Genomic DNA, 25,641 nt, shown 5'->3' on the forward strand with positions numbered 1-25,641 from the left:
TCGGGGATCTACGCATGTCCCCTGCCGGGTCCGGCCCACCAAGGCGGCCGGCAACGAAGGGGAGACCGTGTCCGTACAGACCGCAGACGTCCAGGAAACCGCCGCGGCAGCGGACAGCAGCCACGGGAAGGAAGAGGGGCTCCGGTCTCTTACAGGCAGGGACTGGCTGGTCTCGACCGCATGGGGCATCTTCTCCGGTCTTGCCGCCGGCGCAGCCTCCGTAGTGTTCCTGCCCGTTGAGGATCTCGCTCTCATGGTCCTGCTGGGAGCCGGCCTCGGCGTCCTGGGCTACCTGGACCATGTCACCCAGCTGATCCGGAACAGGCACAACCTCATCTTCGGCGCCATCACGGCCGTCCTGCTGCTGGCCACCCAGACCTTCATGGATGAGCAGATCCTTCTGCCCGCCCTGGTCTGCGCCGCACTGACCTTCGGGTTCTTCCTGGTCCTGACCATGCTCACCGGATACGCCGGCGGCGGGGACATCAAGCTCTCCCCCATTCCTGCAGCCCTGCTTGGCGCTGTCTCCCCGATCGCCGCAATGCTCTGGCTCCTGTTCACCTTCGTCTTCTGCGTCGGCGGCACCATCTACTTCCGGGTCACGGACCCGAACCGCCGGCACACCGCAATGGGCCCCTACATGGCCGCAGCCGCGGTGCTGACCATCGTCGTCTACGGCATCCTCGCGGCCCAGCTGGGGATCTAGGGGCTCAGCCGCACACAGGTGACCTGTATGCCCGGAAAACCGCGATCAGCCAGGAGACCCATTTTGCAACGCCCGCTCGTGCCCGAGCTCAGGAAGAGTTCCGGCGCCTTTGACCTTCCATCCATCATCACGGGGGTGGTCGTTGTCGGGATCCTGGCCGCCGGCGTCCTCGCAGCCATCTTCGGCGTCATCCCCTTCGCCCAGGACCGCGGAGCCAAACAGGACCTCTCCTCCATCCGCACGGCCGAAGGCGTAGCCAAAGCCAAGGACAACCGGTTCATGGACCACGCCGGACTGCTCGACACCGGATACCTGCAGCCCTCCAGCACCGAGAAGACCACTGTCAAAGCAGATACCAAGGGCACCTGTTACGTCGGTCTGGCCAAATCCGGCACCGGAAAGATCTTCTACTCCACCGACGCCAGAACCGACCCCGAGGTGCTCGAAGCCGATACCGACACCGGATGCCTCACCCCGGAGGAACTGGCTGAACTGATCGAAGAAGTCGGGGGCATCGAAGATGGCACACCCGAGGGTGCCCCGAAGAAGCTGAAGCTCACCGCCGTTTCCGCCCTCGAAGCCAAAGCCACCTGGAACCCGGTCAAGGGCGCCACCGGGTACAAGATCGAATACCAGGCCAACAACGGGGCATGGACAACCCGCCTGGAGAGCACCACCGAAACCACGGTGAGCATCTACGCCCAGCCGAAAGACACCGTTACCGTACGCGTCTACACCCTGAAGGGTGAAGGCATGTCAGAACCTTCAACGGCGACCGTCCGGCTTCCCGACTCCGCCTTCACCAACCCCGGCTTCGAAAGCGGCCTTCTGGGGTGGACGAAGGTATCTGCAGTGCTCACCAACACCACCTACAAGCATGCGGGGGGTATGAGTGCCGACATCCAATTCAGCTCTCATGCGGTGGAGCAGGTGGTGACGGTTCCCGTAGAGTCTCCGGTGCTGACCTTCTGGACCCGGAATGCTGTCCCGAAGGTCCTGGTCAACAACGTGGACGTGGCGACCGCAGTGACAGCGCCGGCAGCGGAGAACGGGTTCACCCAGCGCTCGGCTGACCTGTCGGCCTACGCCGGCAAGACGGTCACCGTGCGCTTCGCCGGCAGTTCCAGCGAAGTCTCCTACCTGGATGACGTGGCGTTCCAGGGCCCGATGGCACCCACTGCCCCGCGGTCGGTGACGGCACTGTCGAAGTCGGGTACGGCGACGGTGTCCTGGGTCCGGCCGGTGTTTACCGGCGGGGGCATCCCGGTCACTTCCTACACTGCTACAGCCTGGACGGGCGGGAGCCAGGCGGCATCGGTGAAGGTTGACGGGGACCAGCTGACGGCGGTGTTCACAGGTCTGGAAGCAGGAGCCAATTACACGCTCAGGGTGAGGGCCACGAATCAGGTCGGCACGTCCCCGGACTCGACCACATTCGGGCCGGTGGCATTGAACACCGGGGCGTTCGCCAACCCCGGGTTCGAAAATGACCTGTTGGGGTGGACGATAAGCAACACATACCTCAGCACCAGCAACAAGCACGCGGGGAGCAGGAGTGCCGCCCTGAACAACTTTGCTTATTGGGTGGAGCAGGTGGTGACGGTGCCTGCAGAGACTCCGGTGCTGACCTTCTGGGCCCAACAAAACCGTAACCCGAAGGTACAGGTCAACAACGTGGACGTGGCGACCGCAGTGACCGCGCCGGCAGCGGAGAACGGGTTCACCCAGCGCTCGGCTGACCTGTCGGCCTACGCCGGCAAGACCGTCACCGTGCGATTCACCGGCAGTACCGGCGTCGGCGAAACTTATCTGGATGATGTGACGTTCAAATAAGGGCAACAGCATCCGGGCTCGACTCCTTCAACCAGGAGTGCATGAATCAGGTCTGATAAGACAAAAAGCGGCGGTGTCCTTTACCGGGCACTGCCGCTTTTTGTAATCTGCCTCACATTTGAAAAGTTTTTCTCGTTTTTTGCGCGGCGGCGCACTTCTGTATGTGAGCCCGAAAGAAAAAGCCCTCCGAGGACTGTCTCAGGAGGAGCCGGCTCATCTCCTTTACAGAAATGGAATTACGTTGAGCTCTGCTTTCTCCATGGCCACTGCCTCCAAGGCTTCGGCTAATGCACGCATGTCCGACGCTTTCAAGAGCGAATCCGGCGCGTTCGACCTTCCGTCCATCCTTGTTGGCGTTGTCGTAGTCGGCATCCTGACCGCCGGCGTCATGGCTTCCATCTTCGGCGTCATTCCCTTCGCCCAGGACAAGGGTGCTCAGCAGGACCTGAACTCGGTTGTGACGGCCCAGGGCGTTTACCTGGCCGCTTCCACCGAGCAGTACGGCGAAAAGGTCAACACCTACGCCGAAAACCTCGGCGAGCTGGCCGAGCCGGGCGTCGACCTGATCGGCGACAAGGTTGCTGCTGACGGCGACATCAAGATGGCCGGCAAGGTCGGTGACTTCGTTGCCGTCACCGAGTCCGGTTCGGGCAAGTTCTACAAGGTCACTGGCACCGACAACACCCCGACGGTCGTTGAAGCTGACGACCTCGAGGCTGCTTTCGAAGCTGCCAAGACCGCTGCCGGCATCACCGAAGCTCCGGCAGCCACCCCGGAAGCATAGTCAACCCCGCCTTACTGATGGGCCGTCCGGTTTTCTCCGGGCGGCCCATCGCCGCGTCACCCCCATCTGATCCCCTCGAACGGAGTTTATGAAGAAGCTGTCGGCTGTTCTTCGATCCGAGCGGGGGGATCTTCTTGTCGGCGCCCTCGTGAGCCTCATCGTCGTGGGCATCGTCATGGGTGCCAGCGCGTCCTTCCTTGTCGTTGCCGGGAAGGCCTCCATCACCAACAGCCAGAGCACCTCCCGGACGATCCTGCTCAACAGCACCCTGTCCGATGTACTCCCCCGCGCAGCCGACTACACCTCATCTCCTTCCCAGCTGGTTACCGGCAACGGCGTGACGGTGAGCATTTGGCGCGAGGAGGGCGGAGCCGGCAGCGGTACCGACATGCTTCATGCCTCTGCGCCGCGGAGCGACCGTGAGGACCTGAGTTGCGCTGGGCCGTCCTCCAGCCCCGAGAACTGCGTCACAGCCCAGGTACCCGTCCGGAATGATTCCGCCGCCGCAGCACCCTCCTACGCCCGACTGGACCTGCTTCCCGGAACCGACGGCGCCAAGTACCGGGTAAACGTCCCGGAGGGCACTACGGAACTGCAGTACGTCTTCAAAGCCACCGCCGGCGAAGACCCTTCGACCCTCACGTTCACGGCCGGCGACAAGAAAACCACGGTGGACATCCCCGAGGACGGATCCGGCTATTACTACGGACGCCTCCTCGTTGAACCGGAATCCACCATCACCGTGAAGACCAAGGGCCCGGCCGCGTACGAGTCCGGAACCTTCACCGTCTACGAGGTGCCCGATGCCAGGTAACCGCTTCCGCTCCCCCGCCCGGATTCTCAGGAGCGAGGACGGCAACATCCCCGCCTCTGTCGTCTACGTCATCTTCACGACCCTTTTCCTGAGCATCATCGTCACCTCCCTGCTGGCCTCCATGGGCGCCGCAACGAAGACCAGGAACGACGTCGAAGCCACCCGGGCCGTATCCGCCGTCGCCGGCGCCTACCTCGACCGGGCCGCAGCCGGAGATGTCCCGGCCGACGGGCAGCTGTGCACCGGCACGATCTGCGCAGACGTCACCGCAGGCACAAACGCCGCAGGGGCACGCACGGTCACCGTCAAAGCCGCAGCCGGCGAAAGCACCCGGGCCCGGACACTGGACGTCCCCGCACAGCAGGGCACCATGATCACCGGATTCGACGACGGCCGCCCTGTCTGGGGTCAGCGCCCCGTTGAAGGTGCCGCCCCGGAACCGTCCGAAACCGACAAGCAGGAGAATCCGTGAAAGTCAGCCCGGCAGAAGCCCTGAAGGGTGAACGCGGAAACTTCATGATGCAGGCCCTGGCCGGATCCATCGTGTCCCTGCTGTCCATCGGCGCCATTGCCGGAGGCATCGCAGGGATCTCCCAGTTCCAGGTCAAGCAGCAGCTGCGCGCCGAAGTGACCAACCAGGCGTCCCTCACCGACTCCACCTTCCGCGGCGACGTCCTCTGGGCGGCCGGCATCAAGGCCGCCGATGAGCATCACGTCGAATTCACCGTGCCGGGCCCCTCCGGCGGATGCGAAATCTCCTCCTGGGCCATCGAGCCTGAAGGTGACAGGACCCGTGTCCGGGTCACCACCGTGTCGTATCCGGAAACGGACACCTCAACCGGCCAGGCGAAGTGTGCCGGGGAACCCTCCCACGCCTCCGCTGCGGACCTGATAGATGACGCTGCGCCCGAGAGCTCGTTCACGTACTCCAACGCCGCAGGACGGGCCCTGAGCTTCAATGACGGCACCCCGGAGGCTGACGCCGACACCGAAAAACCGGCAAACGTGGACGCGGGGGCATGGAAGTCCGTTTCGCCGGCCGCCGTGGCCCTGGATACAGCCGTGAAGTCCTCCAGCAAGATGAAGACCCCCTTCCGCTTCGCCCAGACCGCAGACAACCTGCACAGCTCCGAGGCGACACCGGATGCACCGGTCCACTTCGTACCCGACGGCGACCTGCGCTAGAGCCTGCTCCGTCCGAAACCGTAGTGAAAGTCTGGCAGGATGCTCATTGGCAACCGGTGGACGCCGGATGACGTTACTTCGTCCTGCCGACAATGACGTTTCCTATGGGGGAGATTTTGAAGAAGACTGTTACCGCCGCGTTTGTGGCACTGCTGGCACTGACTGCTACCGGCTGCGGCCAGGATGAGAAGGAAGCTGCCGCTGCCCCGGCGGCAACCCAGGAGGCAGCGGCCGACGAGAATTCGTTCGCTTCTTTCATGCAGGGCACCTGGCTTTGCGAGGGCGAGACTGAATTCGTCCGGGCCCACCTGCCTTTCCCCGGCATGAGCGTTGGTTCTTACAGGCTGGACGAGGGGAAATTCATCGTCGGCGACGGGACAATGCAGTTCATTGTTGACGACGGCGCACTGACGGTCGACGCCGACTGGGAACTTGAAGGACGGACGCTGACCGTCACCACCGACTACGGCACTCAGGTTATCGAGAACATGCCCGAGACATTCGAGTACGCTCTGGAGCCGGTCGACACCACGTTCGTGGGAGCAGACGGGAAGGAAGATAAGACCATCCGGATCCAGGCCCTGGGCGAGCGGCAGATCTCCATCAAGAACGAATACGCGTCTCACTGCACGAAGTCCTAGCCCTGGCGGCCAACAAAAAGCACCCCGGCACTGCATTGCGCAGACCGGGGTGCTTTTTGTTGGGGTTAGCCTTCGGTGGCGAAAACCTCTGCCAGGCCGAGGGACTCGACGCTGTCCAGGAAGGTTGTTTCCGTGTACGGGTCCATCCACAGGATGTTGCCGGCAGGCCGCGGCGTTGTCGTGTACGGGGCGTAACCGGAGGCAACCAGCACCAACGGGAAGGTCCTGTCCCAGGAGGCGATCTCGTCGATCTTCTCGGAGCGGTCCGTGAAGATGGTCGTCAGCGTGTCCTCGTCCTCCACGGACGGGTCGAAGATCCCGGCGTTGGCTGCATCGGCGGCGACAACCTGCTGGTGCATGTTCGCCAGGGCAACAGATGCCTTGTAGCGCAGCCACATGGCTGTGTCGTCACCTTCGGAGTCCTCGGGCAGCTCGTCGTATCCCTCAACAAGCTGGGCGACGAGTTCGGTGCGGGTGTCGGCGAAGATGGCTGCGCTCTGGGTTGCCATCGAGAAGGGGAACGGCGTGCCGTCTTCACGGACGGGCAGCTGGGACGGGAAATCGCCTTCAATAACAATGTGGGCCATGGTGTTCAAACTCCTAAAGTTGGTTTTCGTCTATTAGCTTCTATGCGGCCAAAGCCGTGATGGGTGACAGGTTTATTGCCTGGTCTATCCGGCGGGCCAGATCTTCGAGGCTTCCGTCGTTGGCCACGGTGGCCGCAATGAACCGCGGGTCGAGTCCCTTTTCGGAGGAATGGCCGTTGACCGGGCCGACTCCGGGGCGGGTGATCTCGATGATGCGGCCGCCGTTCCCGACAACCCATTCCGCTTCGGATGCGAACCGGACATCGGTCATGACGACGTCGGTGACACCTGCAGCGTGGATCTTCTGCTCTACCTTGACCACCCAGACGTCCTCGCCGTAGTTGGACCGGCACAGTTCCGTTGCGTAGACCTGCAGCATGCGGCGCACCTCAGGGCCGTGGAGGCGGTGGTCCTTGGCGGCCTCCCAGTCTCCGTCCAGCTGCTCCAGCAGGCCCGCCATGGTGGTGCCGCCGTCGAGCATCGGATCCAGGATCATCAGGTCATCCACGAGCTCTGAGTCCGGACGGTGGTCGGAGAATTCGGCTGCGATCAGGGCCTTGTACGCCTGCAGGGTGCGCCGGACCTCGGCTCCGTACGCGCGGTGGCCGGCAGCAGCATCCCAGCCGCCTGCGGACTCCGCCAGCATGGCAAGGGACAGGGTTCCGTCGAGGCGGAAGTCCAGTGCGGCCATCTGCTCCTTCAGGGTGTCCCCGAAGGCAAAACGGGTGGCGTTGTGGTGCTCGACCAGGTGCATGCCGGCGGTGTCCTTGCCGGAGCGGGCGAAGCCGTGCAGTCCAGTGATGTTCATGGTGCCTTTCAAGTCGGGATTGCTCTACTTATCTCTATGCGTGCAAAAGCCGGGCGGGTGACAGGTTTTTGGTTCCTGGCCCGCCCGGCTGAAGTGGGGATGCCCGCGGTGTCCTAGAAGGCGCTCATGCCCGGCATCGAGGCGGCAGCCGAGTTGTGGTAGACCATGTCCTTCAGCGTCTGCTCGACTTTCAGCGCGTGCGGGACGTCGGAGAAGATCACGCGGTTGCCGGACTGGGCCGCTTCACCGTTGGCGGCGTTGATGATCACCAGGGTTCCGCAGCGGAAGATCCGGTCCAGGATTCCCCGGTCGACGTGGATGTCCGACACCCGGGTCAGCTGGGAGCTGATGGACTTCTTGTACAGCACGCCCTCGCGGATGATCAGCTGTTTGGTGGTCACGATGTAGACCTTCTTCCACCACTGCAGGATCGGCCAGGCAGCGTAGTGGATGGCCAGGGCGCATGTGATGGCCTGCAGGCCCAGGTACAGCCACCCCTCGAGCATGTCCCGCGGCACGAACATGTAGCAGGCGACAGCCGCGGCCAACAGAATAAGCCACGTCACGGCCGGCACAAACAGGACCTTGGGGTGGGTGCGCAGCAGGTAGACGGCTTCCTCGCCGGGATTCAGGCGGACATCCCTGGGAAGGGTCACCGTGCTGGCGCGCGGCGCGGGCTGGGCGCCGGGCGCTTCAGTATCAAAGGTGCTCATGTGTTCCTATCGGGATTGGCGTGGAGCCTGAAAAGGCCGGGCCCGCGTGATGCTGCGGACCCGGCCCGGTGGAGATGGGTGTTAGACGGCGCCCGCGGCGGCCGGCCGGCGGCGGCGTTCGGCGTCGGTGATCCGGGCCATGGCCAGTGCGTTCTCCCTGGCCCAGGACTCCATGCGCAGCGCGTCAGCCTGACCGGGTGCAAAGGTGTCGACCGGTGCGTCGTTGACGGAACGCTTCAGCGAACCGTCTGGCTCGACGTCGATGCGGGCCTCGTAGGATCCTGCGCTGATGCTGACCTCTGCCCGGCGGGCGGGGCCGTTGCCGCGGACATCGAACCCGGCGGCGCTGCCGGAGCCCTGGAGTGCTTCGACCTCGCGCCGGTACACGCGGTTGTCCATGATCGGGTTGACCAGGTGTGCAGGACGGGCCGGTGCCGCCTTGGGGGCTCCCGGCTGTGCTGCAGCTCGTGCCGGTGCCTTCTTCAGTCCGGGTGCGCGTACCGGTGCCTTCGGGGCCGTTGCCTGGGCGGCAGGCTTCGCGGGTGCAGCTGCCGGGGCGGCTTTCGGTTCCGCTGCGGCTGCCTTGGCCGGTGCTTCCTTAGCGGGGGCTTCGACCTGGACGCCGTGTGACCGGCTGCCGGCGACAATCTCGGCGCGGCGGCGGGCACGTTCGGTGTGCTCCGGGTTCAGGTCGGCTGCCGGGCGGTGGCCCTTCGGGCAGACGTGCGTGACCTCGATGTTGCTGAAGCGTCCGCAGTTCCCGCAGCGTTCAACGCCGGCGCCCTGGACGGTGCGTACGAGCTTGTTGAACACGGTGCCCGGGCGTTCGGAATTGGCCATGGCTGCGAAGGTGAACTCATTCACGCGGTGCCCGTACAGCTTGTCGCCGATGCGGGTCGCCATCGTGTTGGTCGCCGGATCGTAGCCGACCTCGTCGATGAAGGATGAGGAGATCGGATTCATCTCCGCGCCCTTGGCTGCTTCACGCTTGCGGCGGGCCTTGATGAGGTTGTCCACCCCGGCCAGTGCCACGGAGGGGCGGCGGGATTCCAGGACGGCGGCAACGGCTTCGGACACCATGACGGAAGCTTCAGTGCCCTCTGCGCCGCCCAGATGGGTGGTTTCCCAGGAGTGCGGGCCGGTCTTGGTGACGCGGACCCAGGTCTGCTTCGGCTCGCCGCCGCGGATGGCCACCGAAACGGGGACGTCGAATGTGGGGTTGCCGTGGTCGCCGGAGTAGCGCTTGATGGACGTGGCGGAGGGCATGCGAAGGTCGATGTCCTTGTTGCCGTAGTTCATCCGGTGCGTGCGCCGCTTGCCTGACATTGCCTGGCCGAGGGTCTGGGCCGGGGTGTAGTCGTCGGGCATCTGCGGGTAGCTCTTGCCCTTGTCTGCACCGTATTCGGCGCTGACGAAGTTCCGGTTCCACCATTCCTCGCGGTCAGCGGCGGTCTTGGGCGACGTCGCCGCCGTGAGGGTTGTTGCAGGAACATAGCCGCCGGCCTTGAGCAGTTCGCGCCGTTCCGCCATGCTCTGGCGGTGGGCGAAGCTGCTGAGGGCGATCCCTGCTTCGGGGTGTGCTGCGGTCGCGTACTGGCCACCGATGGGAATGCCCATAGGCTGGCGATTCTGTGCTGGTCTCATGCCTACTCTGTGTGCGGCCGGAACCGTTTTGGAGCAGTCCGGCGCCCGGCGCCCGAAGGCGGACCTAGATTCCCAGTGCCCGCTTGGCTGCCTCATGCGTGCGGTGGATGAAGCCGGAGTCAACCTGGGTTCCGTCGAGCCGGGCGCAGTGCAGGTCGATGGCCTTATCGAAATCGGCCAGGAGCGCGCGGTCGGCCAGGGACGGAGCCGGAAGCCGGTTGAGGTAGACGGTTGCCTTCTGGATGTTGGAAATGACCGGTTCGGTCCGTGCGTGCTCGGAAACGGTGGCGGCGGGGGTGGCGATCATGGTGCCTCTTTCGACGATGCAGGGGGTACTCCCTCTATGTGTGCGGCCGGGCCGGGACCTCTCACCGCACACAAAAGGCCGGGACCGCCCCCGTAATGGAGACGGTCCCGGCCCGTGGCTGCCGCTAGGCTGCGGCGGCTGTTACGCCGTAGCGCGTGTGGCTGAACAGTTCCATGAACGCGTTCTTGAACACTGCGGGAATCCGCGTATCGGCAGGAACGTTGTTCACGAGCTTCTGTGCACCGGGCATAGCCACGTCGGGCTTGCCGTTGGAAGCGCAGGCGGTCAGGACCATAGCGGCCTTCTTCCAGTCCTCAGGGCGGGACAGGCCCATCGTCGTTACGGAGTTCACCAGCGAGAACAGGCGGTCGGCGCGGGTGTCGGACCAGTCGACGATGGACGGGTCCTGCAGTACCTTGGCCGGGTTGTAGAGGTCGTTGGCTTCCATCCAGACAAGCAGCTGGGTGGCGGCTCCGTCACCGACAAGGCCTTTCAGGACGTACAGGGCGGCTTCGTCGTCGTCGGCTTCCAGCTGGGACAGGACGTTGATTGCGTTGGTCCAGGAGCGCGGGGAGGGCCATGCGCCGCCTGCCTGGGCCGGGTCGGTCGGGACCGGCGGGGTCAGCAGTTCGGGGCGGTGGCGCAGGAACGTGGTCACGGCACCGGCGACGGCAGCCTTGCGGGCAGTCGGGTCCTCGGCCAGCAGGGCACGCATGGACGGGTAGACCGTGTGGGCGAAGCCGGTGCCGACACCGTCCAGCCATTCGGCGGAGTCAAAGGCCCAGTCGATGTGCAGCATACGGTTGGCCATAGCGGCCGGGAGGTCGTAGGCATCCACTGCGGTTTCGGTCGGGTTCATAATGGCCACGAGTCCGACGTGGCCGCCCAGCCGGGTGTCGCCGACGAAACGCTCCTGGAATACGCGGAGCATGCCCTTCATCGTGGAGGGACCTGCGGTGTTGAACTCGTCGAACACGGCCAGGCCCTTTTCGGCGTTGTTCAGGTTTTCCACCCAGTTGAACGACGAGTAGCTGACAACGCCGTCGTTCTCGATCATCACGCCCAGGAAGTCGGTGGCTTCGCGGGTGGAGCCGATGATTACCTCGGGGTGGTAGCCCCAGCCCTCGGCCATTCCGGTGATCTTGGCGGTCTTTGCCTGGCCCGGCTCGCCCACAATGACGACGGGGACGTTGGCGCGGACAGCGGCGGCAAGTGCGCGGTTGAAAGGTGAGGAAACGAGGTTAGCCACGGGGTTCTCCTAGAGAAAGTAATTTGGGCGGTTGCCCTGACATTCCCTATGTGTGCGGCGTTCGGGCAGTCTCTCACCGCTCCTGAAGGGCAGCGCAGATTTCCCGGGCATCCTTGCGTACGGCGGCAATCATCCGTGCGTTGGTCAGTTCGTCCACCTTCATTTCCCGGTTGCGGCGGGAGAGGACGGCCAGGCGGTCCGCCAGCTCGTTCAGGGGGTGGCCGTCGTGGCCGCGTACCCACTCGAAGCTGATGTTGATGCCGCGTGCGGATCCAAGGATGCGCCGGCACTCGGAGACTGAATCCGAGTCGTCGAACGCGTCGTGGGCATCCCGGGAAACGCGGTCCAGCAGGTCCAGGGCCGGCTTGGAATCGGTGAGGACCTTCAGGGAACCGACGCCTTCACGCAGGATCGGGTGCAGGCTCAGGGTGGACTGCAGGCCCCGGCGGATGGCAGCAAGCTCGCCGGCACGGATGCCGCCGTGGGTGCTGACGGAAGTATAGGAGCCGATCACCGGGTCAGCGCCGTTGGAGTAGGCCAGGACCCAGCCGCAGCCGTTCACGGTCCGGCCCTTGCCGCGTGAGGAATCGCAGGCGATGGTCAGGTTCTCCACCATCCGCGATTCAACCTTGGCGATGGCTTCGCGGGCGGCGGCAAGTGCGGAGGGCGGGGCGTACAGGCCCGAGACGGGCAGTGCCGTCTTCGCCCGCAGCAGTTCGGCGGTCATCCAGTCGGAAGTGAAGACCTGGTCCAGTTCGCTCAGGGGCACGGCACGGGAAACCGCATCGGTGATCTGTGCGGCCAGCTGGCGGTTGGAGGGGTTGGATTCCTGATCGCCTGAAGGTCCGGAAATGACGGTGTCGCGTCCGGCGGCGTCCAGGGAATGCACGGCCCACCGGCACAGGTTCGGCTGGCGGTCCACGACAACGGTCACCCCGCGCCGTTCGGTGACGGCAGTGATAGCGGGGACGAAACGGCTCACCGGAGGGGCCGGCATGGGCATGGGGCTCATCGTTCTCCTCCTGCAAGGTCGCTCAGGGTGATGGGTTTCAGGGATTTTTCAACGCGGAGCTGGTGCTCGGGCATGGATGCCATGAAGGCCATGGCCTCCCCGGGCGAGGAAAACTCCTGCTCGTGGGCCAGCGCATGAAGTGCGTGGTGCACACGGGCTTCCATTGCCGGGATTTGGGCCAGGATGTCTTCGGCCTGGGTCAGCAGGTCCACTCCGGGCAGCGGCGAGCCGAACTCGATGCGGAACATGCCGGCGGGGTCGTCGGGATCGGTGCCGCGCAGTGCGCGTTCCCAGATGATGCCCCGTGCGCCCCATTCGGTTGAGCTGATGCCCATCGGCCGGGACTGCCCGGTCGCTTCCTCGTCCCAGTAGGGGAAGTATTCGGCGATGCAGAGTTCGTCGATGCCCCGGGCGTATTCCTCGTGGCCGTGGAAGGCCAGGAGCATGAGGTCCCCGGTGTCCGGGTCGTCAGTGAAGGCCATTGCCAGGTTGACGGTCGCGCAGTCGTGGTCCCCGGACATGATGGAGGCAGCGTGCTCGGCCTGGGCGCTGAGCGCGTCGAACATGACGGACGACGGACGCTCAGCGCCTGCAAGGTCGGCTTCGTCCAGGATGCCGGCGGCGAAGCGGGCGATTTCGCGCAGCTCCAGCCGGTTCCTGATCGGTTCGGCCATGTTCCGCATGATGGCTGCCAGCTGCAGGGGGTCGGTTCCCCGGGGCAGGCGGTAGCCGTGCAGGATTGCCAGGTCGGGGTCAGTCATTGCTCTTGACCTCGACAACATGGGCCCACTCGGGGATGTTTTCCTTCCAGTATTCGCCGCGCAGGTTCACCAGCAGGACGACAACGGGAACGGACGGGCGCTCGGTCGGCCAGTACGTCTCGCCGTCCGTGGCGATCACAATGACGGAGGGCTTGTTCTTGAGGTTGGACGCGTGGACGATTGCTTCGCCCATTTCCGTGCCGCCGCGGCCCTGGATTTCCGTGATGGAGTCCAGCCCGGCGAACTTCTTGGACTGGTGAACCTCGGTGTCGATGTCCGAAACGATCAGGTCGTCACCGCGGATGCCGAGCTTCTTGGCAATAGCGAGGACTTCGTTGGTCGCAAGGGCCAGGTCGTGGTCGTTCACGGAGCCGGAGGTGTCCCGGTAGAAGTGGACGGAGGGAACCGGCTTGATGTAGCCCGGTGCGATCACGCGGCCGATAACGCGGCCCTGGCGGTTGCGCAGGGTTTCATTCATGCGGCGGCGGTGGCGGCGGGCGTAGGTCGTATCGTGCTGGCCGAGCTTGAAAGCGACGGCGCGGCGGATGTAGGAGGCAAGCACGCGCTCCCACGGCGTAACCGACGGGGCGAGAATGTCATCGACGATCTGTGCGATACCGCCGGGAACCGAGCCGATGCCGTGCTGCTCCTGGTGCTGGCGGACGGATGCGGCGGTGGAGATACGAACCATCGTCTTTTCGGCGGTGCTGGCCGCAGGAGCCTTTCCCTGCATGTCGTCGTCACCAAGTTCAAAGCCGCCCTTGACCGAACCGGAACCGGAGCCGCAGCCCTTCATCGGCTGGCCGTTACCGTCGGTGGGCTGGCCCTGTCCGCTCTGGCCCTGGCCCTGCTGGGGCTTGCCGGCGCCGCTCTGGGGGCGCTTGGGCTGGGAAGCTGCCTTGCGGCGCAGGACCTCCATGTAGGTCAGCGGGGTCTGGTAGTCGGGCTGGCTGATCTGGGCGGCGAACACACCGTGGGCGGCAAGGGCTGCGCATCCGGCGTCCCGCAGGTCGTCGTTGATTGCCATATCCCCGGCAATGTTCCACATCCTGCGTTCTTCGTCGGTGACACCGGCAACCTCGGCCAGCATCGAGTGCTCGGCAAGGATGTGGGAGCACTCGTGGAGCAGGCCCTCGGCGCAGAACTGCGCTCCCAGGCCTTCGCACTTGTCGAAGTTGATGTAGACGCGCAGCCCATCATCGACGGCGAACGTGTCCACGGCCTGCGTATTCACCGGACGCAACGCAAAGAGGGTGGAGGCCATGTACGGCATGATCTGGAGCGCGGTTGCGCGCCATGCCTGAAACAGAAGCATCTGGGACTTGGAGGGAGTGGTGAGTGTGCTCATACCTCCTATGTGTGCGGCATCCGGCAGAGGTCTCACCGTGCCTGCGGCGGATCTCCTTCTTCCTGGCCGGCATCGGCTGCAGCTTCCTTCAGCGACCGGGCACGGGAAATGCGCGTGCGTTCCTCCAGGTAGCCGCGGGGTTCGGCTTCACCCCCGTGGCAGGGGCAGTCGCACGGCGGGTTCGACCCGGTCTTGACGGGGCAGCCGCCGCGGACGCCGTCGGCGTCGCAGTCGTCGGTCATGCACCATCCGGTTTTGTTGCTCATGGGTTCCTGTTCTGGGACAGCAGTGTGCCGGGCCTGGACGGTGGGTCCGGACCCGGCACGGGGTGAAAAGTCAGTCGAGCCGGAATCCCGGCGGAAGGATGAGGCCGTTTCGCTTCAGGATGGAGAGCATGTTCTTCGATGCCCTCCAGTCCGATGCGGTGCCTGCGGCGTGGGTGACGGTTCGGCCGCTGGCGTCGAGGATGGCGATGTGTCCCTTGGCGGTGGGCGTGTAGTCCCAGTCCTGTTCGCGCAGGACGGGCTTTAGCTTGCGGAGGGACTTGGGTAGTTGTTTTGTGCTCATACCTCCTATGTGTGAGGCAGCCCCGGAGTCTCTCACCACCTGGCCGGATGCCTTTTCCCGGGCAGACCAAAGCACCCCGCCAGGTGACAGCCGTGCGGGGTGCTTTGGGGGTTTTGGGGTCAGCCCTCGGTGGGAGCGCCTGCCAGTGCCACGTCCAGCGGAACCTCGCGGCCGCCGATGCGTTCCACGTCGCCGCCGAGCCAGCGCTTGTTTTTCAGGGCGCGGCCGCGGCTTTCAAAGACGCCCTCAACTGCGTAGAGGACACCCTTTCCGGCCTTGGCACGGGAGATCATCAGGGGGCCTTCGCCGCGCTGGGACGGCATGTCCAGGACCGCGTGCAGGACCCCGCCGCCGAAGCGCAGGGATTCCAGCGTCGTGGTGGCAAGGGAGATACCGTCTGTCAGACGGACCTCGCGGCCCTCTTTGAGCTTGAACGGGGAGGACACCGAGGCCGTGAAATTCTTCTGGGCCACGTTCATCGGGACGAGCTTGCAGGACTGGCCGTCCATAGCGTGCAGCGCCAGCAGGCCGGGGTCCACGGCACGCAGTCCGTTGGCCTTGGCGTTGAACGCTTCGAGCATCTGGTAGACGTAAATGTCGGTGGAGATACCGGACCACTGGCAGTTGTCCATGAGCCGGGTTTCCAGGTCCATCATGCCCTTGACTGCCTTCTCGTAGCCGAGGGTGCCGGTGGTCTTGCCGGTGGAGGCAAGGTCGATCAGGGTGCGCAGGGCGGTCGGAAGCTTGTGCCCGGTCAGGCCGAACGCGGTGGCCCAGTCCTCCACGCTCTTTTCCTCCAGCCCGTCCTGCATCCAGTAACGGGTGGTGAGTGCTTCGGTCAGGATGGGCAGCTTCACGGAACCGGGCAGACCGCGGCTGATGCGCAGGCGGCGGGTCAGGGACTTGAAATCGTTGGAGGGCATGTTGTCGCCCATGACCAGGAGCTTGGAAAAGGTGTACGGGTCGGCAACGACGGTGCTGGTGCCCTCGCCGGTCAGCAGGGCAGCCAGCTTCTCCGGGGTGAGGGTTTCGGCAGTGGCTCCGTGCATGGAGCGGTAGGTCAGGGTCTTGGCACGCAGGTAGATCATGCCGGTGGCTTCGCAGCGCAGTCCGGGGAAGGCCGAGCGGTCCAGGGGCGCGTTCTGCGCAGCTGCGTCGAGCCGCTTCTCAGTTCGGTGAGCGGCGAGGAGTTCTTTGGGGGAGGCTGTGGCTGTCATACCTCCTATGTGTGCGGCAGACCCAGGCTTCCTCCCCGCCCCGGCTGCCCTTTCGATGCGCTGTCTGCGGGTAATCCTGACGGTGAGACTTCGCCCGGACGCCGCACACATAGGAGGCATGACAACCATTGGACTTGACCTCTCAGACTTCGGCTTCGCGCCCGACGATGACTTCGACGAAACCGTAGTGCTGCCTGCCGGTGCCGCGGTAATCCCCGAAGGCCGCTCCCTCGTGGACGGTTCCGCACTGGCGAAGGCGCTCTACAGCGTGTGGTCCGGCGCTGCGGTCACGATTGTTGACTCCCCTCCCGGTGCAGGAAAGACCACCCTGGTCACGGAGCTGACTGCTTACTTGAAGGAACGCTCGGACCTGAAAATCATCATCGCCTGCCCGACGCGGCGCGGTGCCTCCGACATTGCCGAGCGCATCGGTGCCGAACTGGGCCTGGACAAGGACGGCCAGCCGCAGATCGCCCTTGCCGTCAACGGCATGGAGCCCCCTCCCGGCGTAGCAAAGGGCGGTGTCGGTACCGGTGGACGGAACCTGCCCGTCGTCCGCACGGTTGCCTCCTGCAAGGCCTCCAATCCTCCGGTGTGCGACGTGATGATCGTTGACGAGGCATACCAGGTGACGTTCGCGGATATTACTGCCGCAGCGGACAACGCCGAGCAGCTTCTCATGGTGGGCGACCCCGGACAGATCGGCCCTGTCGTCACCGCCGACGTTTCCGCGTTCCGCGGCCACGACATTGCTCCGCAGATGCGTGCACCGGAAGTGTTCGCCAAGCAGGATTACACCGAGACCCACGCCTTGGAAACCACGTACCGCCTGGGCCAGGAGACGGTTGATGCCATTTCCTGCCTGTACAAGTTCCCGTTCACCTCGGCCCGCCCCGACCGCTACCTGACTGACGAGGACGGGGACCGCGTCTCGGAAATCGTCCCGATGCTCGTGGAGCCTGCAGCAACGTTCGACGACCTGCCGACCCTGGTCCAGGTTGCTGAATACGCCGCCGGCCTGATCGGTGTGGAACTCGTGGAGACAAGCCGGGACGGCGAGGCGTTCGCCCGTCCGCTGGAAGCAACCGACATTGCCATCGTGGTTGCCCACAACGCGCAGTCCTCCGGCATCACCGCAGTCCTGCGCTCCCTTGATGCCGAGGGGATCTTCGTCGGCACCGCTGACAAGATGCAGGGCGGCCAGTGGCACGCGGTAGTGGCCCTGGACCCGTTCATCGGCTACACCAACGCAGGCTCCCACCAGCTTGCTCCCGGCCGCCTGTGCGTCATGGCTTCGCGCCACATGACCCACCTGACCTGGGTGCATGACGGCAACTGGGAGACGGCGCTTCTGGACCCCGACATCGACCAGGAGGAAGCACGCCTTGGCCGCAAGGTCCGCTACGCCCTGACCGCCGAGTAGGGGCAGGCGGGTCGCCCGCTTCCCCGGCGCATGAAAAAGGACGGCTCCCGAAAGGGGGCCGTCCTTTGTGGTTTGGGGTCTTAGGCTGCTGCGGCCGCGGCTGCTTCTGCTTCAGCCACCTCGGTGCGGGCGCGGTAGCCGAGGTAGCCGGTGATGGCTACTAGCCCGAGGGCCAGGAGGGTGAGTCCGTTGTATGCCGGGTTCAGCAGGCCGATCAGTGCGGCGGCGGTCAGGAGGACGATTTGGGAGATTCGTGCGTTCATGTTTTCTATGTGTGCGGAGTGGCGCAGGTCTCTCACCACTTCCGTTTGTGTGCGGCGCCGTTTGCCGGACGATGTACGAAAAACGGCCCCGGACCCTTTTTGGGCATTGTCCGTAACCCATGCCCGAATCGGGACTGCACCGGCGGCGGACCGGCAGCAGACCTGATACATTCCTTCGCATGGGGAATCTTCTGGGCTATGCCCGCATGAGTACCGTCGACGAGCATCCTGATAGACAGGTGCAGGCCCTCACGGCGGCCGGCTGCACGCAGGTGTACACCGACCGCGCAACAGGGTCTCTTGAGCCGCGCCCCGAACTTGAAAAGCTCCTGTCGGAACTGTCTTCGGGCGACACCATGGTGATCTGCAGCCTTGACCGGCCGGGCCGTTCCATGCGGCACATTCTGTCGCTGGTTGCCGGCCTTTCTGAGCGCGGTATCGGGCTGCAGATCCTGGATGACGGGATCGACACCGAGGCCGCCGGCGGGTCAATGGTTTACAGCGTTTTCGCCGCCTTGACCGGGTTCGAACGAGCCCTGATCCGGGAGCGTACCAACGCCGCCCTTGCCGCGGCACGCGCCCGGGGACGGACCGGCGGGCGTCCTGCACTGCTTACTGAAGAGCAGACAGCCCAGGCCCGCGAAATGTACGCGCTCGGGGAAAAGACCGTATCCGAGATCGGTGAAGTGTTCGGCGTCAGCCGGACCACGGTCTACAGGGCCCTGGAACATAACGGAGACGCACCCGTACCTCCGCGCCGGCCGACGCGCAGGCCGGTTCCGGAAAGGTCCGGCACCTCCTCCTAACGGGCCGCGGTCAGGCCGCCTGGGCGCCGACTCCGTTGATGCTCCACAGCTCCCCGGGGGTAATCCAGAAGCTGGCCGGATCGTTGGACATCAGATTCTCAAGGTGCAGGCGCATGTGATGGCCGCACAGCATGATTTCGGCAACCGGGAAGACGAAAACGGCCCGGGCCGCGGACGGACAGTTGTCACAGGTGTCCCGGTAATCCAGGGGGCTTTCTGCACTCTGGGCAGCTAAAGCCGTGTTCAGGCGTTCGGACAGGGTTGATTCGGGAGCGGCGGGTTCCGCTGCGGTGGAAATACTCATACAGGCTATGTGTACGGCAGCCTGTCCGGCCCTCTTCAGTCCAGGGGTTCGGGGGTGCTGCGCAGGGCAGCGGAAACAGTATGGGTGACCATGGCGGCAATGATGGCGAAAGCTCCCCAGCTCATGACGTCCCCGGTAAAGTTGACGGCCCAGAAGAGTCCCAGGGTCACCGTCGCCAGCGCAGGCTCTACAGGGCTCCGGAAGCCGTTCCAGCCGGCCATCCCTGCGCTGATGATGTAGCCGACCGCCTTGAAGGTGCCGTAAACGGTCAGGGCGGCTATGACGATCCAGGCGCCGACCTGCTCGGGGCCGGCATACTCGAGCTGCATCGTCAGCCGGGCAGGATCCAGTGCGATGACCTTGAAGATGGTCATCAGGGTCGGGATGGTGAAGAGCACGGTCATCACCTTCACGGAGTTCTCGTACAGCTGTCCCAGCTCACTGACTTTTACGGAATCGCGTCTGATCCTTGTTTTCTCCATACCCTCCTACATGCGTCGATAACTGCGTGCAGGAGGGTGTGGGCTGCCCTCAGTCCAGCAGGGACGACTCCGCCTCCAACGAGCTGTGTTCCCTGGCGCCGAGGTAGTCCCACAGTTCCTGATTCGTGTCGTGGAAGGCTGTGTCCCCGGAACCGGTGGCCAGCAGGTCTGCGGAGAAGGGTGCCAGGCGGTGCATGATGACGGCCTGCAGCAGGGTCAGCTGGACGCGGTTTGCCCGCATCACGGCCGGCATCATTTCGAAGCCCTGGTGCGCGGACAGGTATTCGGCGTATTTCTCCGCAGCCCGGCGGCGGGAGCGCCTCAGAGGGGTTCTGGTGTTGTACCCCAAGGCCAGTGCATCCGAGGACTGGAGGGCGGTGACGACCTGTCGGGTGCGGGTATCGCCGGGCTCGCGCAGGTTCCACAGGTCCATGGTGGTGTCCGAGCGTCCGCCGGGAAGCATGCGGGTCCAGACCTCCGCGCGCTCGGCCCATTCCTTGTCGCTGACGCCTTCGGGGATGTTCTCGATGATGGCCTGGTAGCCGTACTCTTCGATCCCGGGAAAACCGTCCAGTGCTTCGATGTACTCGCGGCGGTCCGTGGCCATGATGAACAGGTGCCGTCCGGTGGCGGTGTCCTGTCCGATGCGCAGGGCCAGGGAATGGGGGTCGAACCAGACATAGTTCCGGTTCATGGATTCCTGCTCTTTGACCCAGGCGTTGTAGGCGTCGTCCAAGGGTGCCGCAGGACGGGGCCGGCCGTAGACGTCCGCGCGGTCGATGGAGTCGATGGCGGCGTCGATGAAGTATTCAGCATCGAGGCGGTCGCGGACGGGGTTCATGGCCAGGGCCAGGCGTCCAAGGAACTCAGCCGGGTCTGCACCGGGAGCAAGGCGGTATCCGTTGGGAACGTGAAGGAGTGTCATACCCCCTATGTGTGCGGCACGGTACCGCCTTCTCCCCCGGCTCCGGTTATTTCCAGGGAAGGCTGGATATGGGGTCCCCGTCGGCGATGGAATGCAGCAGGATGAACTTGCCTGTCCTGCTGTCCAGTTCTTCGATCAGCATGTCGTCGTGGGCGCGCCCCGCATACATTGCGCCGGTGATGGCGGCACGTGCGTAGCCGCGTGTGCGGTGGGTCTTGACGCGCGGTATGCGTGAGGGGATGGTCGTGCGCCATACAACCGGCGGCACATACGGGGCCGGCACTTCAGGGCTCCAGAGCAGCCATGCTTCTGCAGGATCCTCGCCTCCCACCCAGCTCCAGGCCCACCCGGTGGAATGGGTGCCGGGGATGCCGAAAGCGGTCCAGGAGTCCGGACCCGTTTTGATGACACCAAGGTCAGGGCGGCCGGCGGGGCAGGCAACGGAGTTCTCGGGCAGATCGGCCAGCTCGGCCTGGGACGTCATGGTTTTGAACGGATGCATGCCCTCCATGTGTGCGGCACGGCAGCGGCCGCTCTCCGATCCTTGTGCCCCGTGCGGGAAGTGCGGGTCGCTCCGCCGCACACATGGAGGGCATGAGTACTGCAGATGACCGGCCGCTGATCCTGCTGGATGTGGACGGCAACATCCTCACCTTCCCGGACCCTGCCAACGACTTCTCGGACCCCCGGGTGTCCTGGGCAGAGCACCCCGACGCCGGCCGGTACAACCCCCGGGTTGTGCCGTGGCTGCACGAGCTGGCCACCCTTGCCGAAGTCCGGTGGCTTACCTCCTGGCATGACGAGGCACGGACGGTTCTCGCCCCTGCCCTTGGACTGCCGGACTTCGAGGTTGAGGATTACCGCCGCTATTCCGACCCGGGCACCGACTACAAAATCCAGGCCGTCCGGCGCTACCTGGCTGCAGGGCGGAGGGTGGTCTGGATTGATGACGACATCCCGCACAGCCACGCCTACGACGATCTGTTCCACCGCGGGCAGGCCGGTTCCGGGCTGTTCATGGTCCGGCCGACGATCGAGGACGGCCTGACCGAAGCCCACATGATGCGTATCCGCTCCTTCCTGGCCGGATAGCCCCGGACACAGGGAAGGGCCCCGGGACGACTCTTTGCGGAATCGTGCCGGGGCCCTTCGTGTCTGCGCTAGAAGCGGGAGGAGCTTCCCGAGCCGGAGAAGCTGCCTCCGGAGGAGCCATACCCGGTGCTGGGCCGGCTGGCGGCCGCTGCTGCCTGACGGGCTGAACTCACACTGGAACGCCCTGCTGAGTAGCCGTGGTTGAACGATCCGGCGGAAATGAACACGGTGCCGGGGTAGGCGGTGTCCAGGATGCCGTTGGAACGGCGGGAGGGGCGCATGAAGGAATCGTCCATGGCCCGGCGCATCATCCTGGCTTCCTCCTGTGTCTTCGCATAGGCGTCCGACACGGCATAGGCATGCTGGCGGAGAAGCTCGGAGAGCTGCTGGCGGGCATCCCTCAGCCGGTCCAGCGCACTTTCGGGTGTGATTGCCCGGCGACCCAGATTCTCTGCCCAGTCGGACAGATTCCGAGAGGCAGCGTCACGGAATGCGGCCAGGGCGTTGGCTGTTCCGGGAGCGCCGGGGAAGCTGACGACGTTGTCGACTTCTTCCAGGTCCTTGCGGAAAGGCGCTACCTGGCGGTCCCACGCGCTTTCCCATCCGGGCGCAAGGTTCAGCAGGGAGTTGGTGTCGGCGATCAGGTCGTCGTCACCGTCCAGCTGAACCGCGATGCGCTCATACTCTTCCGCCTTCTTGCGGTTGCGGCCCTTCTTCATTTCCTTGTCGGTGAAGGCGTGGACCGTGTTGCTCAGGGTGGTTGCCTGCGAATAGGAATCTCCGAAGACGCGGTACTTCTCCAGGACGCGGGCACCGTAGGCGGAGCCGGAAGGAATCGTGTTGGCATTCAGCTCGGTGACGTCCAGGTCGGCGGTAACGCTGGAGTAGGAGGCGTCACCCTTGCGGATTGCTTCACGGGCCAGGCGCAGGTTCCTCGCACGGACGACCAGCCGGGTAATGAAACCGGCGGCACAGCCCAGGCCCAGGAATGCCATGGTGCCGAGGAAGGCCGGGGACTTGTACCAGGGCCGGTTGATGATCTCGGCGCCGGACTCGATGCCCTTGATAGTGCCGTCGGTCCACTGGGCGTCGCGCAGGAAGTCGTAGGTCGATTCCTGGATCGCGGTACGGTCGGCAAGGTCCACCTTGCGGTCCTCGCCCATGTAGGTTCCGACCTGCCTGCCGACCGGGTCCAGTGCGAACAGGTAGAGTCCGTCCGCCCATTTCTGTCCGTCGGCCGAAAGCCATTCGGGGTGTTCGGCGCGGGCATAGGTGAGGACTTCCTCGTTGAAGTTGTCCTCGTAGGCGCCGGCGCGGGTGTAGACGGCCACGGTCGTCGGCTCGTAGAAGTCGATGTCCTTCACGGCCGGAATCAGGGTGTTCTTGTCCAGGACGCCGGCGGTGTCCTCAACGATGATGTCGACGGGCTTGTCTGCAAAGGCCGCCGTGGCGGTGCCGGTCAAAGCTGTCACTGCAAGAAGCAGCGCGGCGAGTGTTCTGCGCATTGGTTCCTTATGGGTTGGTCAGGGCCCGGAGGCTAGGAATCGGTGAGTCCGTCACCGGCACGGCGGTTGTCCGGGGCCGGTACGTCCACACCGTTCACCGTCCAGAGGTCCTCGGCGGCAACCCAGAAGGACACGGGCTGCGCTGCCATGAGTGCACCCAGGTACGCGCGCGTGTGGTGCCCGCAGAAGCGCAGGGGGTTCTCGGCGTGGGGCAGGGTGAACTGGGCTTTGGCGCCCTTGCTGCAGCGGTCGCACAGATCCAGCGCATTCAGCGGGGATTCGGGGGCGGTCTTAATCGCCTCGTTGATCTGGTCCAGCTGGACCGGGCTCAGCGTGGTCGGCTTGGTCATCGTATTGGTGCTCATGTCACCTATGTGTGCGGACCTGCCCTAGCTGCTCCCCGCGCGGATCCCGGCGGTGTCGTGGATGCTCACTGCAACGTCGTAGCCCATGGACCTGAAGGAGGCTGCTGCAATGTCGGGGTCTTCGTGCAGGGCCTCGAAGGCCTTCCTGAAAGCTGCGGGGTCCACATCTTCAGGGGTTGCCGGACCGGGCTTGGGTATCCCGGCGAAGATGCTGCGGATGCGCCGTGGGAGCCCGGTGGACTGTGCCCAGGTCAGTTCGAGCCTGGTGCCGGTGGGGACGGATAGAAATCGGTGTCGTAGGGATGGCTTCATGCCGGGGAACATGCGTCGATCCCCGGCAGTCCGGCACCGCCTGCAGCTAGTTCCGGCCCACCCTCAGGACGGTTGCGTTGAGGGTTCCGGCACGGCTGACGAGGCCCCAGGTGTTCATGGGCTTCTTCCGCCCGGTGAGCAGCCAGCCCTGGGGTCCTGCCTCGGCAACCAGGGTACCCACTGTGATGATGGTTCCCTCGGGGAGGGCGTCGATGCTCTGGAGGCTGTGCATGTCCTTGCCCGCGGCTGCGGGTTCTGCGGTTGTAGTCATGGATCCCATGTGTGCGGAACATGCCGGCTCTCTCACCGGAAGGCTTAGGCGGAGAGCTCCTGGGCAGGCTCCGCCGAGGGAAGGTAATGGACGTCCTTCCGGGCGTGCAGAAGAACTGAGTCGTCCACGCCGTCGATGCGCACGCGCAGCAGGGTGCCCCGGGCGCCGATGATGGTGCCGGTCCGGGGGTTCAGTTCCTTGGTGGCTACCCTGGCACCGCGGACGGCGGGGACGTTGAAATGGTCTTTGATGTACTGAAGGCTCACTGGCCGACTCCTGTGGGGGTGGTGATGGCCCGGAGTATTAACTCTCCGGGCCTGGTCTAGCGTTTTGTGGTCTTGATTGTTTCTTCCCAGAAGACGGTAACGGGTTCCTCTCCCGGCTCTGGATTCTCCTTATGCTGCCTGGCGGGTCTCGACGGTTCCGGCGGTGACGAATCCGGGAATGCCGCCGGGAATCATGGCGTGGACCCGTCCGGCAATTTCCCACCGGTCAGCCTCGCGGCCGTCCTCTTCCGTGATGCCCAGCTCGGCCTTGGCCCGGGCAACCAGCTCGGGAGAGTCGATGAAGATTTTAGTGGCGCGGTCCATCAGGCGGCTCTTTGCCTTCCAGCCGATGAGCACAAGCTTGTCGCCGTTGACGGGGTATTCCGCGTCGCATCCCTGAAGGTAGGTGGTGCCGTCTTCCCGCTGCCTGACCAGTGTCTTATCCATATCTCCTATGTGTGCGGCATGGACCCGCTCGCTCACCGGGTACGGGAAAGGGGCGCCTCCGGTTGGAAGCGCCCCTTTGGGTGGATGGTGGTCAGGCGGACTTGGCGGCTTCGCGCTTGAGGCGGCGCTGCTCGGCTTCCTGCTCGCGTATCTCACGCGACCGGTCATCTTCCAGCGTTACGTGCGCGTAGTAGGTGACGTTGAAGTAGTCGGACTGCATGTCGACGTCGGAACGGTTGTACGCGTTGGCGATCTCTTCGACCCGCTTGCGCAGTTCCTTGGCTTCCGGCTTTTCCCCGTACAACCGGTAGACCTCGTCGTAGTCCTCCGGATCCAGCCGGTCTTCGTCGGTGAGGCCCTGCACGGTGATGTCCAGGGACTGGCCGCCGGCGAACTTGGAGGTGCGCACGGAGTACGTCAGCCCCTTGGGAAGGTAGTTGCCCTGGGTGGCAGCCTTCAGCTCGCTGCGGACGTCGACTGCCACCGCGGCGACGTCGCGGTACCGGTCGTATTTTCCGCCGGTTTCCAGGACGCCCTGCTGGTAGCCCTGCTGCACGGTTGCGCCCGGAGGGGTGTAGTCGGGGCTGATGGACCCGCCGGGGTGCAGCTCGGTGTTGCGCTGGGCGGCTGTTTCGCAGAAGCCCCTGCGGTCGGCTTCCTCCGCGTCGATGGCCATGTAGAAAAGTTCCTCGGCCTCTCCCCGCGGCAGGTGGGGCGTCGAGGCGACGAAATTCTCCATGTAGCGCTCAGGCATCCCGTGGTCAGCTGCCATGCGTGCCTGGAACTCGAGCTCGAAGGCCAGCCGGTCGTTCTGGATCTGCCCCATCAGCAGCTTCTCGGGGATCCGGTGGACCGGTTCTGCGTGCTTGCCCAGGCTTACGCCGGTGGCTTCGCCGTGTGCAGTGGCTGCGAACTGGCCGCCGGCGGGAATCCCCTGCGGCTGGCGGTTTCGGTTTATGTCGATGACGTTGCTCATGCCTGTCCTGTGTACGGCGAGGGGCGTC

At 64.8% G+C, this 25,641-nt stretch carries 34 protein-coding genes; 10 read left to right on the forward strand and 24 right to left on the reverse strand.

Annotation, left to right across the window (positions count from 1 at the left end):
* The first annotated feature begins 67 nt into the window (after positions 1-67).
* From N2K99_RS16810 to N2K99_RS16840, 7 genes are all read left to right on the forward strand, one after another.
* Entirely contained in the window at positions 68-706 is a 639-nt protein-coding gene (locus tag N2K99_RS16810) for a prepilin peptidase (protein ID WP_227934441.1), read from the forward strand.
* Between the two features lie 78 nt (positions 707-784).
* Positions 785-2,539: a fibronectin type III domain-containing protein gene (locus N2K99_RS16815; protein ID WP_260554913.1), complete on the forward strand. Its 1,755-nt coding sequence runs from the start codon at positions 785-787 to the stop codon at positions 2,537-2,539.
* A gap of 241 nt (positions 2,540-2,780) precedes the next feature.
* On the forward strand, positions 2,781-3,323 hold the full coding sequence (locus N2K99_RS16820) for a hypothetical protein (RefSeq protein WP_227934439.1): 543 nt from the start codon (positions 2,781-2,783) through the stop codon (positions 3,321-3,323).
* 88 nt (positions 3,324-3,411) lie between these two features.
* A complete protein-coding gene (locus N2K99_RS16825) occupies positions 3,412-4,137 on the forward strand; it encodes a hypothetical protein (RefSeq protein WP_227934438.1) in 726 nt (241 codons plus the stop codon).
* A complete protein-coding gene (locus N2K99_RS16830) occupies positions 4,127-4,609 on the forward strand; it encodes a hypothetical protein (protein WP_227934437.1) in 483 nt (160 codons plus the stop codon). Before N2K99_RS16825 ends, N2K99_RS16830 begins: the two co-directional genes overlap by 11 nt.
* Positions 4,606-5,322, forward strand: coding sequence for a hypothetical protein (locus tag N2K99_RS16835; RefSeq protein WP_227934436.1), 717 nt, complete (start codon positions 4,606-4,608; stop codon positions 5,320-5,322). The genes N2K99_RS16830 and N2K99_RS16835 overlap by 4 nt, the downstream gene beginning before the upstream one ends.
* Positions 5,323-5,438: 116 nt before the next feature.
* Complete coding sequence (locus N2K99_RS16840; protein WP_227934435.1) at positions 5,439-5,963, forward strand: hypothetical protein; 525 nt, start codon at positions 5,439-5,441, stop codon at positions 5,961-5,963.
* Between the two features lie 65 nt (positions 5,964-6,028).
* Here the strand turns inward: N2K99_RS16840 and N2K99_RS16845 are convergent, their stop codons facing one another.
* From N2K99_RS16845 to N2K99_RS16900, 12 genes are all read right to left on the reverse strand, one after another.
* Complete coding sequence (locus N2K99_RS16845; RefSeq protein WP_227934434.1) at positions 6,029-6,550, reverse strand: hypothetical protein; 522 nt, start codon at positions 6,548-6,550, stop codon at positions 6,029-6,031.
* A gap of 40 nt (positions 6,551-6,590) precedes the next feature.
* Complete coding sequence (locus N2K99_RS16850) at positions 6,591-7,358, reverse strand: hypothetical protein (protein WP_227934433.1); 768 nt, start codon at positions 7,356-7,358, stop codon at positions 6,591-6,593.
* A gap of 113 nt (positions 7,359-7,471) precedes the next feature.
* Positions 7,472-8,071, reverse strand: coding sequence for a PH domain-containing protein (locus tag N2K99_RS16855; RefSeq protein ID WP_227934432.1), 600 nt, complete (start codon positions 8,069-8,071; stop codon positions 7,472-7,474).
* Positions 8,072-8,152: 81 nt separating this feature from the next.
* Positions 8,153-9,715, reverse strand: coding sequence for a KTSC domain-containing protein (locus N2K99_RS16860; RefSeq protein ID WP_227934431.1), 1,563 nt, complete (start codon positions 9,713-9,715; stop codon positions 8,153-8,155).
* Between the two features lie 64 nt (positions 9,716-9,779).
* On the reverse strand, positions 9,780-10,022 hold the full coding sequence (locus tag N2K99_RS16865; RefSeq protein ID WP_227934429.1) for a hypothetical protein: 243 nt from the start codon (positions 10,020-10,022) through the stop codon (positions 9,780-9,782).
* Positions 10,023-10,146: 124 nt separating this feature from the next.
* A complete protein-coding gene (locus N2K99_RS16870) occupies positions 10,147-11,271 on the reverse strand; it encodes an ATP-binding protein (RefSeq protein WP_227934428.1) in 1,125 nt (374 codons plus the stop codon).
* Positions 11,272-11,344: 73 nt separating this feature from the next.
* On the reverse strand, positions 11,345-12,283 hold the full coding sequence (locus tag N2K99_RS16875) for an RNase H family protein (protein WP_227934427.1): 939 nt from the start codon (positions 12,281-12,283) through the stop codon (positions 11,345-11,347).
* Positions 12,280-13,044 carry a hypothetical protein gene (locus N2K99_RS16880; protein ID WP_227934426.1) on the reverse strand — a complete coding sequence of 255 codons (765 nt, stop codon included), beginning with the start codon at positions 13,042-13,044 and terminating at the stop codon, positions 12,280-12,282. The genes N2K99_RS16875 and N2K99_RS16880 overlap by 4 nt, the downstream gene beginning before the upstream one ends.
* Positions 13,037-14,392, reverse strand: coding sequence for a DUF2201 family putative metallopeptidase (locus N2K99_RS16885; RefSeq protein ID WP_227934425.1), 1,356 nt, complete (start codon positions 14,390-14,392; stop codon positions 13,037-13,039). The genes N2K99_RS16880 and N2K99_RS16885 overlap by 8 nt, the downstream gene beginning before the upstream one ends.
* Positions 14,393-14,424: 32 nt before the next feature.
* Complete coding sequence (locus N2K99_RS16890) at positions 14,425-14,658, reverse strand: hypothetical protein (RefSeq protein WP_227934424.1); 234 nt, start codon at positions 14,656-14,658, stop codon at positions 14,425-14,427.
* Positions 14,659-14,728: 70 nt separating this feature from the next.
* A complete protein-coding gene (locus N2K99_RS16895; protein ID WP_227934423.1) occupies positions 14,729-14,959 on the reverse strand; it encodes a hypothetical protein in 231 nt (76 codons plus the stop codon).
* Between the two features lie 119 nt (positions 14,960-15,078).
* The gene (locus N2K99_RS16900) at positions 15,079-16,176 is read right to left on the reverse strand and encodes a hypothetical protein (RefSeq protein ID WP_227934422.1); all 1,098 of its coding nucleotides are present in this window, start codon (positions 16,174-16,176) and stop codon (positions 15,079-15,081) included.
* Positions 16,177-16,294: 118 nt separating this feature from the next.
* Between N2K99_RS16900 and N2K99_RS16905 the strand changes: the two genes are divergently transcribed.
* Positions 16,295-17,599, forward strand: coding sequence for an AAA family ATPase (locus N2K99_RS16905; protein ID WP_227934421.1), 1,305 nt, complete (start codon positions 16,295-16,297; stop codon positions 17,597-17,599).
* A gap of 80 nt (positions 17,600-17,679) precedes the next feature.
* Here the strand turns inward: N2K99_RS16905 and N2K99_RS16910 are convergent, their stop codons facing one another.
* A complete protein-coding gene (locus tag N2K99_RS16910) occupies positions 17,680-17,862 on the reverse strand; it encodes a hypothetical protein (protein WP_227934420.1) in 183 nt (60 codons plus the stop codon).
* A 179-nt stretch (positions 17,863-18,041) separates the two neighbouring features.
* On the opposite strand from N2K99_RS16910, the gene N2K99_RS16915 reads away from it, so the two are divergent.
* Positions 18,042-18,668, forward strand: coding sequence for a recombinase family protein (locus tag N2K99_RS16915; protein ID WP_227934419.1), 627 nt, complete (start codon positions 18,042-18,044; stop codon positions 18,666-18,668).
* A 10-nt stretch (positions 18,669-18,678) separates the two neighbouring features.
* Here N2K99_RS16915 and N2K99_RS16920 read toward each other — a convergent pair whose 3' ends face one another.
* From N2K99_RS16920 to N2K99_RS16935, 4 genes are read right to left on the reverse strand one after another with little or no spacing between them, the layout of a single operon-like run.
* Positions 18,679-18,972: a hypothetical protein gene (locus N2K99_RS16920; RefSeq protein WP_227934418.1), complete on the reverse strand. Its 294-nt coding sequence runs from the start codon at positions 18,970-18,972 to the stop codon at positions 18,679-18,681.
* Positions 18,973-19,007: 35 nt separating this feature from the next.
* Complete coding sequence (locus N2K99_RS16925) at positions 19,008-19,454, reverse strand: hypothetical protein (protein ID WP_227934417.1); 447 nt, start codon at positions 19,452-19,454, stop codon at positions 19,008-19,010.
* Positions 19,455-19,503: 49 nt separating this feature from the next.
* Positions 19,504-20,379: a hypothetical protein gene (locus tag N2K99_RS16930; RefSeq protein ID WP_227934416.1), complete on the reverse strand. Its 876-nt coding sequence runs from the start codon at positions 20,377-20,379 to the stop codon at positions 19,504-19,506.
* A gap of 46 nt (positions 20,380-20,425) precedes the next feature.
* Entirely contained in the window at positions 20,426-20,881 is a 456-nt protein-coding gene (locus N2K99_RS16935) for a hypothetical protein (protein ID WP_227934415.1), read from the reverse strand.
* A 92-nt stretch (positions 20,882-20,973) separates the two neighbouring features.
* On the opposite strand from N2K99_RS16935, the gene N2K99_RS16940 reads away from it, so the two are divergent.
* Positions 20,974-21,471, forward strand: a complete 498-nt coding sequence (locus tag N2K99_RS16940) for a hypothetical protein (protein WP_227934414.1) — start codon at positions 20,974-20,976, stop codon at positions 21,469-21,471.
* Positions 21,472-21,539: 68 nt separating this feature from the next.
* On the opposite strand, the gene N2K99_RS16945 is transcribed toward N2K99_RS16940, so the two are convergent.
* The 7 genes from N2K99_RS16945 to N2K99_RS16975 all read right to left on the reverse strand — a co-directional run bounded on the left by N2K99_RS16945 (position 21,540) and on the right by N2K99_RS16975 (position 25,613).
* Positions 21,540-22,976 carry a DUF5129 domain-containing protein gene (locus N2K99_RS16945; RefSeq protein ID WP_227934413.1) on the reverse strand — a complete coding sequence of 479 codons (1,437 nt, stop codon included), beginning with the start codon at positions 22,974-22,976 and terminating at the stop codon, positions 21,540-21,542.
* Positions 22,977-23,008: 32 nt separating this feature from the next.
* Positions 23,009-23,341, reverse strand: a complete 333-nt coding sequence (locus N2K99_RS16950) for a hypothetical protein (RefSeq protein WP_227934412.1) — start codon at positions 23,339-23,341, stop codon at positions 23,009-23,011.
* Positions 23,342-23,365: 24 nt separating this feature from the next.
* A complete protein-coding gene (locus N2K99_RS16955; protein WP_227934410.1) occupies positions 23,366-23,653 on the reverse strand; it encodes a hypothetical protein in 288 nt (95 codons plus the stop codon).
* A gap of 46 nt (positions 23,654-23,699) precedes the next feature.
* Positions 23,700-23,924 carry a hypothetical protein gene (locus N2K99_RS16960; RefSeq protein WP_227934409.1) on the reverse strand — a complete coding sequence of 75 codons (225 nt, stop codon included), beginning with the start codon at positions 23,922-23,924 and terminating at the stop codon, positions 23,700-23,702.
* A gap of 44 nt (positions 23,925-23,968) precedes the next feature.
* Positions 23,969-24,190: a hypothetical protein gene (locus N2K99_RS16965; protein WP_227934408.1), complete on the reverse strand. Its 222-nt coding sequence runs from the start codon at positions 24,188-24,190 to the stop codon at positions 23,969-23,971.
* A gap of 129 nt (positions 24,191-24,319) precedes the next feature.
* Positions 24,320-24,637, reverse strand: a complete 318-nt coding sequence (locus tag N2K99_RS16970) for a hypothetical protein (RefSeq protein ID WP_227934407.1) — start codon at positions 24,635-24,637, stop codon at positions 24,320-24,322.
* 91 nt (positions 24,638-24,728) lie between these two features.
* Entirely contained in the window at positions 24,729-25,613 is an 885-nt protein-coding gene (locus N2K99_RS16975) for a hypothetical protein (RefSeq protein WP_227934406.1), read from the reverse strand.
* Positions 25,614-25,641: the final 28 nt, after the last annotated feature.

Source organism: Arthrobacter sp. zg-Y1110, assembly GCF_025244865.1.
Lineage (GTDB): Bacteria > Actinomycetota > Actinomycetes > Actinomycetales > Micrococcaceae > Arthrobacter_B.

Excerpts from the sequence above, each read along its gene's own strand:
- N2K99_RS16825 (WP_227934438.1), top strand. The coding sequence starts at position 3,412 with ATGAAGAAGCTGTCGGCTGTTCTTCGATCCGAGCGGGGGGATCTTCTT.
- N2K99_RS16830 (WP_227934437.1), top strand. The coding sequence starts at position 4,127 with ATGCCAGGTAACCGCTTCCGCTCCCCCGCCCGGATTCTCAGGAGCGAG.
- N2K99_RS16845 (WP_227934434.1), bottom strand. The coding sequence starts at position 6,550 with ATGGCCCACATTGTTATTGAAGGCGATTTCCCGTCCCAGCTGCCCGTC.
- N2K99_RS16850 (WP_227934433.1), bottom strand. The coding sequence starts at position 7,358 with ATGAACATCACTGGACTGCACGGCTTCGCCCGCTCCGGCAAGGACACC.
- N2K99_RS16855 (WP_227934432.1), bottom strand. The coding sequence starts at position 8,071 with ATGAGCACCTTTGATACTGAAGCGCCCGGCGCCCAGCCCGCGCCGCGC.
- N2K99_RS16860 (WP_227934431.1), bottom strand. The coding sequence starts at position 9,715 with ATGAGACCAGCACAGAATCGCCAGCCTATGGGCATTCCCATCGGTGGC.
- N2K99_RS16865 (WP_227934429.1), bottom strand. The coding sequence starts at position 10,022 with ATGATCGCCACCCCCGCCGCCACCGTTTCCGAGCACGCACGGACCGAA.
- N2K99_RS16875 (WP_227934427.1), bottom strand. The coding sequence starts at position 12,283 with ATGAGCCCCATGCCCATGCCGGCCCCTCCGGTGAGCCGTTTCGTCCCC.
- N2K99_RS16880 (WP_227934426.1), bottom strand. The coding sequence starts at position 13,044 with ATGACTGACCCCGACCTGGCAATCCTGCACGGCTACCGCCTGCCCCGG.
- N2K99_RS16885 (WP_227934425.1), bottom strand. The coding sequence starts at position 14,392 with ATGAGCACACTCACCACTCCCTCCAAGTCCCAGATGCTTCTGTTTCAG.
- N2K99_RS16890 (WP_227934424.1), bottom strand. The coding sequence starts at position 14,658 with ATGAGCAACAAAACCGGATGGTGCATGACCGACGACTGCGACGCCGAC.
- N2K99_RS16895 (WP_227934423.1), bottom strand. The coding sequence starts at position 14,959 with ATGAGCACAAAACAACTACCCAAGTCCCTCCGCAAGCTAAAGCCCGTC.
- N2K99_RS16900 (WP_227934422.1), bottom strand. The coding sequence starts at position 16,176 with ATGACAGCCACAGCCTCCCCCAAAGAACTCCTCGCCGCTCACCGAACT.
- N2K99_RS16905 (WP_227934421.1), top strand. The coding sequence starts at position 16,295 with ATGACAACCATTGGACTTGACCTCTCAGACTTCGGCTTCGCGCCCGAC.
- N2K99_RS16910 (WP_227934420.1), bottom strand. The coding sequence starts at position 17,862 with ATGAACGCACGAATCTCCCAAATCGTCCTCCTGACCGCCGCCGCACTG.
- N2K99_RS16915 (WP_227934419.1), top strand. The coding sequence starts at position 18,042 with ATGGGGAATCTTCTGGGCTATGCCCGCATGAGTACCGTCGACGAGCAT.
- N2K99_RS16920 (WP_227934418.1), bottom strand. The coding sequence starts at position 18,972 with ATGAGTATTTCCACCGCAGCGGAACCCGCCGCTCCCGAATCAACCCTG.
- N2K99_RS16925 (WP_227934417.1), bottom strand. The coding sequence starts at position 19,454 with ATGGAGAAAACAAGGATCAGACGCGATTCCGTAAAAGTCAGTGAGCTG.
- N2K99_RS16930 (WP_227934416.1), bottom strand. The coding sequence starts at position 20,379 with ATGACACTCCTTCACGTTCCCAACGGATACCGCCTTGCTCCCGGTGCA.
- N2K99_RS16935 (WP_227934415.1), bottom strand. The coding sequence starts at position 20,881 with ATGCATCCGTTCAAAACCATGACGTCCCAGGCCGAGCTGGCCGATCTG.
- N2K99_RS16940 (WP_227934414.1), top strand. The coding sequence starts at position 20,974 with ATGAGTACTGCAGATGACCGGCCGCTGATCCTGCTGGATGTGGACGGC.
- N2K99_RS16945 (WP_227934413.1), bottom strand. The coding sequence starts at position 22,976 with ATGCGCAGAACACTCGCCGCGCTGCTTCTTGCAGTGACAGCTTTGACC.
- N2K99_RS16950 (WP_227934412.1), bottom strand. The coding sequence starts at position 23,341 with ATGAGCACCAATACGATGACCAAGCCGACCACGCTGAGCCCGGTCCAG.
- N2K99_RS16955 (WP_227934410.1), bottom strand. The coding sequence starts at position 23,653 with ATGAAGCCATCCCTACGACACCGATTTCTATCCGTCCCCACCGGCACC.
- N2K99_RS16960 (WP_227934409.1), bottom strand. The coding sequence starts at position 23,924 with ATGACTACAACCGCAGAACCCGCAGCCGCGGGCAAGGACATGCACAGC.
- N2K99_RS16970 (WP_227934407.1), bottom strand. The coding sequence starts at position 24,637 with ATGGATAAGACACTGGTCAGGCAGCGGGAAGACGGCACCACCTACCTT.
- N2K99_RS16975 (WP_227934406.1), bottom strand. The coding sequence starts at position 25,613 with ATGAGCAACGTCATCGACATAAACCGAAACCGCCAGCCGCAGGGGATT.